The 12,159-nt window shown below is 39.5% G+C and carries 11 protein-coding genes; 8 read left to right on the forward strand and 3 right to left on the reverse strand.

Going from position 1 to position 12,159, the window contains the following annotated elements; genetic code table 11:
- Nucleotides 1-122: 122 nt before the first annotated feature.
- Nucleotides 123-1,802: a M48 family metallopeptidase gene (locus tag A3775_RS09680; protein WP_066424746.1), complete on the forward strand. Its 1,680-nt coding sequence runs from the start codon at nt 123-125 to the stop codon at nt 1,800-1,802.
- A 39-nt stretch (nt 1,803-1,841) separates the two neighbouring features.
- Entirely contained in the window at nt 1,842-2,633 is a 792-nt protein-coding gene (locus A3775_RS09685; RefSeq protein WP_066376859.1) for a COP23 domain-containing protein, read from the forward strand.
- 87 nt (nt 2,634-2,720) lie between these two features.
- Here A3775_RS09685 and fetB read toward each other — a convergent pair whose 3' ends face one another.
- Nucleotides 2,721-3,497: an ABC transporter permease gene (gene fetB, locus A3775_RS09690; protein WP_066376860.1), complete on the reverse strand. Its 777-nt coding sequence runs from the start codon at nt 3,495-3,497 to the stop codon at nt 2,721-2,723.
- 247 nt (nt 3,498-3,744) lie between these two features.
- Here fetB and A3775_RS09695 point away from each other — a divergent pair, with 247 nt between their 5' ends.
- Nucleotides 3,745-4,893, forward strand: coding sequence for a DegT/DnrJ/EryC1/StrS aminotransferase family protein (locus A3775_RS09695; RefSeq protein WP_066424748.1), 1,149 nt, complete (start codon nt 3,745-3,747; stop codon nt 4,891-4,893).
- A gap of 97 nt (nt 4,894-4,990) precedes the next feature.
- Here A3775_RS09695 and A3775_RS09700 read toward each other — a convergent pair whose 3' ends face one another.
- A complete protein-coding gene (locus tag A3775_RS09700) occupies nt 4,991-5,734 on the reverse strand; it encodes a DUF561 domain-containing protein (protein WP_066424750.1) in 744 nt (247 codons plus the stop codon).
- Nucleotides 5,735-6,336: 602 nt separating this feature from the next.
- On the opposite strand from A3775_RS09700, the gene phnD reads away from it, so the two are divergent.
- From phnD to A3775_RS09720, 4 genes are all read left to right on the forward strand, one after another.
- On the forward strand, nt 6,337-7,224 hold the full coding sequence (gene phnD / locus A3775_RS09705) for a phosphate/phosphite/phosphonate ABC transporter substrate-binding protein (RefSeq protein WP_066376864.1): 888 nt from the start codon (nt 6,337-6,339) through the stop codon (nt 7,222-7,224).
- 24 nt (nt 7,225-7,248) lie between these two features.
- Nucleotides 7,249-9,099: a sensor histidine kinase gene (locus A3775_RS09710; protein WP_066376865.1), complete on the forward strand. Its 1,851-nt coding sequence runs from the start codon at nt 7,249-7,251 to the stop codon at nt 9,097-9,099.
- A 91-nt stretch (nt 9,100-9,190) separates the two neighbouring features.
- On the forward strand, nt 9,191-9,643 hold the full coding sequence (locus tag A3775_RS09715) for an NADAR family protein (protein ID WP_066424752.1): 453 nt from the start codon (nt 9,191-9,193) through the stop codon (nt 9,641-9,643).
- A gap of 260 nt (nt 9,644-9,903) precedes the next feature.
- On the forward strand, nt 9,904-10,215 hold the full coding sequence (locus tag A3775_RS09720; protein ID WP_066376867.1) for a hypothetical protein: 312 nt from the start codon (nt 9,904-9,906) through the stop codon (nt 10,213-10,215).
- A gap of 31 nt (nt 10,216-10,246) precedes the next feature.
- Here the strand turns inward: A3775_RS09720 and A3775_RS09725 are convergent, their stop codons facing one another.
- Entirely contained in the window at nt 10,247-10,918 is a 672-nt protein-coding gene (locus tag A3775_RS09725; protein ID WP_066424791.1) for a class I SAM-dependent methyltransferase, read from the reverse strand.
- Between the two features lie 152 nt (nt 10,919-11,070).
- Between A3775_RS09725 and A3775_RS09730 the strand changes: the two genes are divergently transcribed.
- Nucleotides 11,071-12,159, forward strand: a complete 1,089-nt coding sequence (locus A3775_RS09730) for a tetratricopeptide repeat protein (RefSeq protein WP_066376868.1) — start codon at nt 11,071-11,073, stop codon at nt 12,157-12,159.

Below are 12,159 nucleotides of genomic sequence, written 5' to 3' on the forward strand. Positions count from 1 at the left end.
CCCCCATCTCCCTCATCTCCCCTACGCCCCTGCTTCTGTAAAGTAATGGCGATCGCACTAGGCGAATTCGGGTAATTGCTCCTACCCTAAAAAAATGCCCTTTTTTTAGAGGTGGACTTAGGATGAAACGAAGCCGGAAGTCTCTGCTGCTAGCTTTTAACTGGATATTGCTGTCAGTTAGTACATCAATCTTGATTATCCTTACCCAACCGACAGCACCAGCACCAGCCCAAGCACCGAAGATTGAGACGACAACCCCACCTAACCCAGAAATCCCAGCCGAAGAAAAGCTCCGGGATGCTTTGCGAGGCTCATCGAACACTGAAACGTTACCACAACCAGAAACTTCAGATTCCCCACCACCCAATTCTGAAGCTAGTGAAGTACCAGACGAGCCACAACCTACTCCTGAAGAAATTGCCCGCCAGCAGAAGCTTATAGAAGCAGACAAACTGTATTTAGCAGGTAAATTCGCAGAAGCACAAAAACTGTATCGTGAAGTTAAAGCACCCTTTACAAACTCTAGTAATGCACAGCCAGAACGCAAACCAGCGATAATTGACCCAGCACAACTTTCACCAGCAGGTAAAGTATACTGGCGAGAAGCAGCAGCCGGAATCGCTAACAAGCTGGAAACAAGGGCTTTAGTACCTCTACAATTATTAGTCGAGCAGTATCCAGAATTTATTCCGGGTCATATTCGCTACGCTGAAACTTTAACGCAATACGACCGCAAAAAAGAAGCATTAGATATCTTAGAACGTGCTACTTCACTATATCCCGAACAAGCAGAATTAGTTAAAGCTAGGGTGACAGCACTAGATAAGGCGGAGAAATGGATGGAAGCCTCCTTAGCAGCGCGTCAATTTGCCATTCTCAATCCCCAAAGTCCCCAAGCGTCAGAATTTACCGAATTAGCCGAAGCTAATCTTAAACGCTACAAGTCGCATATTCGTTCAGAAATTAGAGGCAATGTGATTAGTAACATTATCACAGGTGCTTTAGGTTATGCGGTGACTGGGAGCTTGTTAGGGCCATTTTCTGCCCTGGATTCCACAATTTTACTGCTACAGGGTGAAGAATCTGTAGGCGAATCAGTGGCAAAACAGGCGAAAAAACAACTACCTTTAGTCGTAGATGAAGCTACATTGGCTTATGTTCATGACATTGGACAGAAATTAGCCAATATTGCCGGGAGGAAGGAATTTAAATATGAATTTTTCGTAATTCCTGAAGAAGACCTTAACGCTTTTGCCCTACCTGGGGGGAAAATTTTCATTAATGCAGGTGCGATCGCTAAAACTAATTCAGAAGCAGAATTAGCGGGATTAATTGGACATGAATTAGCTCATGTTGTGTTATCACATGGTTTTCAATTAGTTACTCAAGGTAATCTCATTTCTAACGTTACCCAATATCTACCTTTTGGTGGCACAATTGGGCGACTGTTTACATTGACTTACAACCGGGATATGGAACGACAAGCGGATATTCTCGGAACACGCTTAATTGTTGCTAGTGGTTATGCTGCTGATGGTTTGCGTAACTTAATGGTGACACTAGACAAACAAAAGAAATTTAGTATTCCTACGTGGATATCTTCTCACCCAGGCGGCAATGAACGAGTCAATTATATAGAAAACATGATTACTCGTAATAGTTACAACCGCTACGCTTTTGAAGGCGTAGAACGTCATGCAGAGATTAAAGCAAGAGTGAAAAAACTGCTCCAAGAGAAGAAAGAACAAGAAGAAAAAAAGCAGCGTACTGAAGAATCAAAAGATAAAAATTTGCGTCAATAGAATTATCATTTCTACTCTGTGTCCACTAGAGGAGTGTTTATGTTATCAAAAAGCTGGAAGTTAGCTTGTTTGGGTGGTCTGAGTTTATCTTTGTTTTTAGGTAATGGGGTGGCATTTGCCCAATTTGATAATTCTACTGATAGTGTAGTTGTGCCAACTGTACCTTCAGGTTCATCAACACCAACAACCACAACTACACCATTTCCTACAGATACATCAGTAAATACATCTACTGCCACAACTACTGTTGGTAATGCGCGGTTTGTTTGTCAACAATATAACGGTCAGTACACCGTAATGTACCAACCCCAAAGCCAGCCAGGACAATTCTTTTCTTGGGCTACTCCTGCGGCTTTAGGTGGTGGTTGGAATCCCCAACTACGCTGTCAAACCATTGCTAACCGTTTAGAATTATACCGACCAGATGGTTTACAAGAACTTCAGGTATCTGTACTAAACAACGAGAATATCGTTTGTGTCACCAGTGAAGCTGATCCTAGTTGTCGGATTGTGTTGACAGTACCTCGAAATAGAGATCCTTACAACGTCCGCAATAGCATCTTTCAAAACCTGATGTCTGCCGATAACGGTCAGCAAACTATAGCCGTCAACACCTATACTAATCGTGGAGGAAACGAACTTTATAACTTAGGTCGTACCTTGTTAGGTAACGGTAATCGTGTCAATTCCTTGAGAAGTGGGATTAATCTCAAACCTTACCTTGATGTGAAAGATGGGGGAACAGGCAGAAATCTGAGAAATGGCGTAGCAATTCGCCGTCAAACTCCAGCCCAAGTCCCCACTCGCCTAAATCCTGATAGATTCCGCTAATACTGAGTAATAATGTAGAGTGCGTCAGTACGAGAAACCCTACCATACCAAGAAAATATTCATCCTGACGCACCCTGCTAACTACCATCATCTGACTAACTGGGCAGCAGAGTTAAAGAACTGACGACACAATCCTTTGGTAATTAAAATTGTGATGAATAAATTGGCAAACGCAAATATAAAGACAATGACAATTTCGTAGGAAACAGCCTCTAGGGGTTTGACACCAGCGAGTAACTGCCCGGTGGTAATTCCGGGTATGGCTACCAAACCTAAGAGCATCATTTGGTTGATGGTGGGAAGTAAGGCGGCTCGAATGGCTTCTTTTCTGTACTGGTTGGTTGCTTGTTGGGGTGTTGCACCTAAACTTAAGTGAGTTTCGATTTCGATGGGAAAGGTGTTGATGCTATTTACCAACCGTTCCCCAGCGATCGCAGCTGCATTCATGCCATTACCTAAAATTATCCCAGCTAACGGAATAATATAGCGCGGTTCATACCATCTCTCTGGTTGAATAATTAAGAAATTGGCATAAACCAGCGTTAACAAGGTACTAAGGCACATTGCACCCCAAACCAAAGGTAAAACTAAGGGAATTTTTTGACTGATGCGATTTCGTGCGACAATCGCCGTAATCGTTAACATCACTGCTAAAAATACCAATACTGCCCAAGGATTGTCTAAAGCAAAGATGAAGTCTAAAACGTATCCCAAAACAGCTAATTGTAGGATGGTTCTACCCGTGGCGATCGCTATGTTTAATTCTAGTCCTAATCTTTCCCAAGCAGATAAACCAATGGCGATCGCCATCAATCCCACAGCCACAGCTAAATCCACCAAATCCAACTTAATTAAATCCTGCATGGGTTCTCTACCTCCTAGGATTTTCCCCTCATCACAGTTTACAAACACGGAACTTTAATTTCAGGAGTTGGTTCTTGATTGATACATGATCATCATGGTTAACCTCACCCTGAAATCATTACAGTAAAAACTCTGTTTAATGTGTGTTTCCCGCGACAGTCTTTTATGCTTTTTTGCGGAAAAATTTTCTTAGCACCAATTGACAGTCGCAGTGTGTTTTTTGTATCTTCATATAAAATGAAAACTCATGAGCCAAAGCCTAAGTTTTATCCCTGCCTTTGATAATAAGCAGCAATATGCTTCTATAGAAACAGAAGTAAGTGCTACCGTTGTAGAGGTTCTAGCTTCTGGACGTTATATTGGTGGCCCCTTAGTAGAAAGCTTTGAGCAACAGTTTGCCGCCTATCATGGTGTGACTGATTGTGTAGCGTGTAACTCTGGTACAGATGCCTTATACTTAGCACTACGCGCTTTAGAAATTGGTGCAGGTGATGAAGTTATTACTACACCTTTTACTTTTGTCGCTACGGTAGAAGTAATTATTGCCGTTGGTGCCAAACCAGTATTTGTTGATATAGATGATATAACCTTTAACCTGGATGTGCAGCAAGTAGCGGCGGCAATCACACCCAGAACCAAAGCCATTATCCCAGTTCACCTATTCGGACAACCTGTGGATATGACTGCACTAATGGCGATCGCTCAGGCTCATAATATAGCAGTAATTGAAGATTGCGCCCAGTCTACAGGAGCCATCTGGGGTGATCAAAAAGTTGGTAGCATTGGACATATTGGTTGCTTTAGCTTTTACCCGACGAAAAACTTAGGTGCTTGTGGCGACGGTGGCGCAATTACCACCAATGATGCAGCACTAGCGGCTAAGGTGCGGATAATCAAAGAGCATGGACAAAAACACCGCTATCAATATCAAGACATTGGTATAAATAGCCGATTAGATGCCATTCAAGCCGTAATTTTAGAGATTAAGCTGGGTTATCTTGACACTTGGAATCAAAAACGTCAAGCGATCGCCGCATATTACGAGCAATTCCTCAGTCAAATTCCCGGCATCATCCCACCTCAAGCATTAGCTGGGGGTGTGAGTGTGTGGAATCAATACACCATCCGCGTACTAGGCGAAGAACGCAACGGTGCTAGCGCGAACTATCGGGACTCAGTACGCAACCAACTACAAGAGAAAGGGATAGGTTCAATGGTTTACTATCCTTATCCTTTGCATCTACAACCAGCGTATCAACATCTAGGCTATCAACCAGGAAAATTACCATTAGCAGAGCAAGCTTGCAATCAAGTTTTATCTTTGCCGATGTTCCCAGAACTAACACAAGAGCAGCAACAGCAGGTAATTTATGCTTTAAAAGATATTCTGGTTTAGTGAGAGTAGGGAATGGGGGAGAGGAGGAAGCAGAGGATAATTTATCCCCATGCCCCATACCCGATGCACCATGCCCCACTTCCCAACTCCGCACTAATTAAGCACTCAGAACTTTTGAGTTTTCCAAAGCTTCAACTAAACCGCGTACAGCAGCAATCATCGCGACTTCGCTGTTGAGTTGGTTGATAGCGGAACCGACACCCACACCAGCAGCACCGGAGGCGATCGCTAGTGGTGCTGTAACATTAGAAATACCAGAAGCACACAATACCGGCACTGACACAGCGCGAGAAATTTCATAAGCTGCGGCTAAGGTAGGAGCAGCTTTTTCAATTAACCCCAAACTGCCAGCGTGAGCAGGATGACTGCTAGTGCCGCCTTCAGTTTGAATAATATCTGCACCAGCCTTCACTAACTCTTCTGCCAATTGTACCTGTTGGTCTAATTCGAGAATGTGGGGAACAGTCACAGACAAAGTAATATTTGGTAAAAGAGCGCGAGTTTGGAGAGTTAACGCCAAAACTTCCTCAGCCTCAAATCTGCGTCCTTGAGCGTAGAAAGCATCAAAATTTCCGATTTCAATCAAATCTGCACCAGCCGCTACTGCTGACACAAATTTTTCTGGTTCTACTGCTGAGACGCAAACTGGTAAATTAATCAAATTTTTAGCCAGCTTCACCAAAGCGGTATCAGCAGCAATATCTACAAAAGTTGCACCACCCAGTTCAGCCGCTTTCACCACGGAAGCGACACAAGCAGCGTCAAAATTGTTCAAACCGCTAATCACTTTCAGAACACGGCGGTTAGTAAATGCACTTTGCAGTGTAGACAGCATTGCCATAGTTATTTATTTGAAGCTACGAAAATAACGTCTATTGTACCGCCCCGTCGATGGTGGCAAAACTAATTAATCGTAAAAAAAGTAAAACTTTATCAAGCGTCGTACACTTGCGCCTATCCAGTACAACTTTACTGCCTCTTTACCATAACACTCCTCCCTAATCAACCCCAGCCAACACCGCTCATAAAACCTCTGCGTACCTCTGCGTGAACCTCCGCGCCCCTCCGCGTTAAAAAAATCAAACATTGAGCATCTGATTTTTCAGTAGCGAAAACTGAAAACTTCCGACTGCTGCGATAATTCGGGCATCTTGTTGGACAAAAATGATTTCAATTTATAACTTTCAAGGGCTAGTAATTTATATTTAATATTGAATAAGTGTTAAATTAATTTAACATTAATTAAACTTTTTAGTTTAAATATGAATATTTCACCCAAATTTATAACCTTATCTTAACCTGAAAAATTTATTTCAGCTAGTAATTTTTTGGGAGAAAATCCGTAAAATTACAGAAGTAATTAATAGAAAGAAGCCTTATAGTTTTTGAGGGTATTTTCGATCAAAGCAAGTATTTGTTGCTAGCGTAATTTTATTCAAAATCATGAAAAGACGTAATTTGATTACGTATTCATTATTATATATTGCTGGTTGTAGCAGCAGTAATTTGCTCAAAAGTAATTCCAACCAATCAAGTACAAGTCCTAAATATATCAAGTTTGCCGTGACAGACGTGACTGGGCTGGATGATTTAAAAAGAGATTTTGAAGAATTTCGGACTACTTTAGCAGAAATATTAGGTATTACAATTGAGTTTTTCCCTGTAAACAACCCCACAGCAGCAGCACCAGCATTATTATCTGGTAATTTAGATATTGCATTTGCAGGGCCTTCCGAGTACCTAATTTTAAATTCTAGGGCGAAAGCAATTCCTATAGTTGCTGTTAAACGTAAAGACTACCATACAATTTTTGTGGTGCGAGCAGATAGCGATATTAAAACATTAGCTGAATTAAAAGGCAAAAAAATTGCTATGCGTAAAATTGGCTCGACTTCTGGACATATTGCACCTACAAGTTTACTGATAGAAGCAGGATTAGATCCTAAATCGGATGTTCAAATTGTCATGTTAGACGATGAAGGAGGAAAAGCTTTAAAATCAGGTGAAGTAGATGCTTGGGCAACTGCATCTGATAGATACAAAAATGTGCTAGAATCTGAGGGTTTATCAGAGAAAGATTTTAAAATTATTCTGAAAGGGCCGGAACTTCCTAGGGATGTATTTGTTGTGAGTAATCAATTAGCTTCTAGCTTTATTGAAAGATTGCGATCGCAGATGCTAAAAAATCAAGATAAACTGATTCAAAGTATGGTAAAATCTCAAGCCAATCGTAAATATGTGGGTAGCGAAATGAGCATAGCAAATGACGCTGATTACAATATGATTCGTGAGGTTTATAAAAAAATTGGACAAGACAGTTTTTTAAAATAGAGTATTAGTGTCCGGTTTAAATTGATGATAGATGTTATTCCCGATAAATTCAAAAAGAATTGTTTGCGTCTATTTAATGGTTTTAGCCATAACTGGAGCATAACTAAAAAAATTGCTTATAGCTATACTATAGTGATTGGTACCACTGTAATAGGCATAGTCAGTGGTTCATTAATTGCATATTCTTATGAATTTTCCGCCTACAAAAAATTAAATTTATCCTATCAGCAGCAATATCTTTTAAAAAATTTAGAAAACGCGGTAAATAGAGCGAGGCTACATCCACAGAGATTAGTTCCTGTTATAGATGATTCAGTGTGGTTAGAATTTGAAAAAAATAGATTTTTATCAGATATTAATTATATAAATAATCAATTAATTGCTATAGAAGATTTTATCAAACAGCATCCTGATGATTTAGCTTTAGACTATCAAGTATTCCAGAGTTTTTTAAAAAAATACAGAGATAAAATAGAGATATATAGCCAGGATATAAAATTTTTCTGGCAAGAAATCGCTACAAATGAATCAAATGATTTACCTTTGAGTCAACTATTAAGTTTGCTCAAAGAGAAAGAAACTATCAACATAAATATTGAATTTGAAAAGCAATCTGATGAATTGATTCAAATCATAGTTCATGCAGAAAAACAACAACAGCGAGCCAATAAAAGTTTTAACGATGCGAGGATTTTAAGAGTCAAGTTGGTGAGCATCAGTATATTGTTATCTACTGCGATCGCTATGATCATTGCATTATTAACTAGCAGGTTAATTGCGCTTCCTTTACAATCAGTTACCAAAATTGCCAGAAAAATTACACAAGAATCCAATTTTCAACTCAGAGCTAATATCAATAGTCGTGATGAAATAGGAACGCTAGCTAATTCTTTAAATCAATTAGTAGAATGGGTGGGAGAATACACTAAAGCACTAGAAATAGCACGCCAAACTTTAGAGCAACGAGTCGAAGAACGCACCCAAGAACTTCAGCAAGCTCAACGAACTTTAGAGCAACGAGTCGAAGAACGAACTCAGGAACTAACAATAGCATTAAAAGAATTACAACAAACCCAAGCACAACTCATTCAAACAGAAAAAATGTCATCTCTGGGGCAAATGGTTGCAGGTATAGCCCACGAAATCAATAATCCTGTTAATTTTATTAACGGCAATATCGAATGTGCAGATGAATATATCAAAGATTTACTTGATCTCATAAACTTATATCAACAACAATATCCTCATCCAGATGATATAATTGCCGACACAATAGAAGAAATTGAACTAAGCTTTATTAGCAAAGATTTAGTAAATATACTTGTTTCTATGAAAATGGGTGTTCAACGCATTCGAGAAATAGTCTTGTCTCTGCGTAACTTTTCCCGTTTAGATGAAGCAGATATGAAAGAGGTAGATATTCATGAAGGTATTGATAATACTCTTTTAATTCTTAATCATCGAATAAAATCAGGAATTGCCGTGATTAAAAATTATGGAAACTTACCTTTAATTGAGTGTTACCCAGCCCAACTAAACCAAGTATTTATGAATATAATTAGTAACGCTATTGATGCGTTATTAGCACAAAAAACTCAAAATAATCCCCAAATCATCATATCTACAGATCAAGTAGACGATAATCATATTAAAGTTGAGATTACTGATAATGGCGCAGGAATTACTCCAGAAAATATTCAAAAAATATTTGACCCTTTTTTTACAACTAAGCCAGTGGGAAAAGGTACAGGTTTAGGATTAAGTGTTTGTTATACAATCATTGAAAAACATCAAGGAAAAATCGCAGTATTTTCAGAAGTTAATCAAGGAAGTAAGTTTGTGATTTCTTTGCCAATTTATCCAAAATATTTATAATTTAAAATCTTTGGTGTTTGTTAGTGTTAACAATTAACTGCTAACTTGGCATCAGGTTTTGTTTAATAGTTCTTCATCTCTAATTAACCCAATGACAATCTATTTTTATACTGCCCGTGAGAATTATGGCTGTTTCTCTAACTTCTCACCTCACGGCTTTATGTTGGATAATCTATATTGGTACACCAGCGAACATTATTTTCAAGCGCAAAAATTTGTCGGAACAATTCATTTAGAACAAATCCGCCTAGCAAAAACCCCCAAAGCAGCTGCAAACATGGGAAGAGACAGAAAACGTCCTTTGCGTGATGACTGGGAGCAAGTCAAAGATAACATCATGCGAAAAGCTGTGCTGAGAAAGTTTGAAACCCATGCAGATATCAGAGAAATCCTGCTTTCCACAGGTAATGAGGAAATAGTAGAGAATTCACCCATTGACTATTACTGGGGTTGTGGTTCTGATGGTAGTGGTAAAAATATGTTAGGGATAATTTTAATGGAAGTCAGAGGGCTATTACGCTCAGATATAAAACCTGAGCCATAACGAAAACTGTAAACTAATATTTTTACGCCTTCTGCTGAGTGTTGGGAATGTTTAAAATAGATAACAAAGGGAAGTAATCTCAGGGTATAACATTAAGTTTCGCTAATTGATAGCGATTCGCCTAGTTTAGTAAACTATCCTCAACCAAATATCAGTGCTTATAATTAATTTTTAATCTTATTTAAAGGTACTCACTTAGATCCAGGCTAAGTATATTCTTATAAAATAGCTGGCAGGTAATTCTTTATAGGAGTAAAATTATGCCTTCCTTGACTCAAGAAAAGAAATATTGCAAGTGGTTCTGGGATGAATCCCTAGGCGGTGACTTTGATGCCTGGGGTACGAGTACCTACTTTCTGGAAGTGATGGCAGTAGGCAAAGATTTATATGCGACAAGACAGATAGAGGTGTATGAGAACGGTAACGTATTATCCTATGATAATCAGCATTGTGCAGATAACTATGGGATGTTATGCGATAAACCTTTAGAAAGAAAGGATTTACAAGAATTTGGTATTACTCAGGCAGAATTTGAAGCAGTGTGGAATAATAAAACACCGCTAAATAGATAAAACTGCCTGAATTAATCTGACAACCTCACGATTACTGATGAATTGGAGTCCAACCGCGTTTAGCCGTCCAATGGCGATCGCTTGATTGATCAACCTGCAATCCTACTAAACCTGCTGCGTTAATTAACTTACTTACCTCATCTAAAGTCAGTGCAGCATGAAGAGAATCCCGAAATAATTGTTTTTGATGGTTGTCATATTCGTTACCAATACTTTCTACTAGAGAATTGATTGTTGCTTCATCCTCTGGACGAAATAAATCACGCAGCAAAATACCGCCATTAGGTTTCACAACGCGCTGTAATTCTTTGAAAAACAGTAGTGGTTCAGGTAAATGGTGGATCAGACTGTTGGAGACAACCAAATCAAATATCCCATCTTCATACGGTAAACTTTTCGCATCTACCAATTCCAGGCGAATTTGTGATTGCAACCCAGCTTGCTTGACATGATTTTCCGCAATGTGCAGCATATTTTTAGCCATATCAATAGCAATAAATTGCCACTGAGGGCGCATTTGAGACATCAAAACCGGAATTCTACCGGGGCCAGTACCAGCATCTAACACCAGTCCTGATGCGGCAGGGCCGAGGATAACCGCTTCTTGAGCAAAAGCCGTATTCACCTCTGTAAAATCCATAGTATCATAGGCGATCGCTTCCTCCCAGCTATCCATGACTTCGGGTTCTAATTTCCGCAGCATCATTAATTCCTCCATTGATTTCTACCACTAATCAACAGTAGCAGGGAACAGTTAACTGATATGTTTTTGCTGGTTGTTACCTCCCCCAATGAAATAAATCATTCATTTTAGGGAAGAATATAAATATCTCCTCAGTTATCAGGAATTGCTCAATGTCAGCAGGTGAACAGAATAACAACATCAAACCTACAATTCCTGTGCAAGTTGCCAACTCGCTCCAACGAGTGAAACGCAACACAATTACCCATGAATTTGGCCAAGGATTACCAGAAGAATTACCACAGGCTCAAGAGCATGATCAGCAAGTATCAAAAGCATACCAATTACTGCGGCAAGGAGTCCAGCAGCAGCAAGCTGGGGAAGTTCTCACAGCCATTCAGTTATTTCAACAATCCCTAGAGATATTTCAACTAGCTGGAGATACACCACACCAAGAACAAGTCCTGTCTATGTTGGCACTGCTAGCTTACACTTCAGGTGATTATAAAAGTGTTATTACTTACGGACATAAGTTTTTAAATTTACAGGGTAAAACAAAACTATCAGTGCGAATGCAAATGCTTTCCCATTTAGGAAATGCTTACCGTCACCTGAACAACTACAACCAAGCCATAGAATTTTTAGAAGAATGTTTACAATTAACTCGACAGCTACAAGACAAACGCTCTCAAGTTGCAGCTTTAAATAATTTAGGATTGGTGTATAAAGCTATAGGTAACTTGGCACGAGCTATTGAATATCAAGAGCAAAGCTTAGAAATTGTGCAAGAATTACAAGATACCTGGGGTATAGAACAGGTATTAAAAAATCTCGGTAATGCTTGGTATGCCTTGGACAACTACCCCAAGGCGATCGCCTATTATGAAAAATGTGTCAAAATAGCTCTTTCCCTGAAAAACCCGCGTAGTGCGGCTCAGGTATTAAAAAATTTAGGTAATGCTTGTTATGCCATCGGCGATTACGCCAAATCAATTAAGTATTATGAAAAACGGTTACAGTTAGCCCAACAACTCAAAGATCAACGTAGTCAAGAGCAAACCCTTGCTAGCCTTGGCGTTGCTTGTGAAGCTTTAGGAGACTATCGCCGCGCAATTACATACTATGAAGCCCGCTTGTTATTAGCAAGAAGCCTCAAAGACCGTCGTATTGAAGAACAAACCCTGTCTAGTTTGAAAATTGCTTGCTACGCCTTGGGTGATTATGCCAAAGCCATGCAGTATCAGCAAGGAACTATAGATTAA

It is taken from the genome of Anabaena sp. 4-3, from assembly GCF_001597745.1.
In the GTDB taxonomy this organism is placed as follows: Bacteria; Cyanobacteriota; Cyanobacteriia; order Cyanobacteriales; family Nostocaceae; genus Trichormus.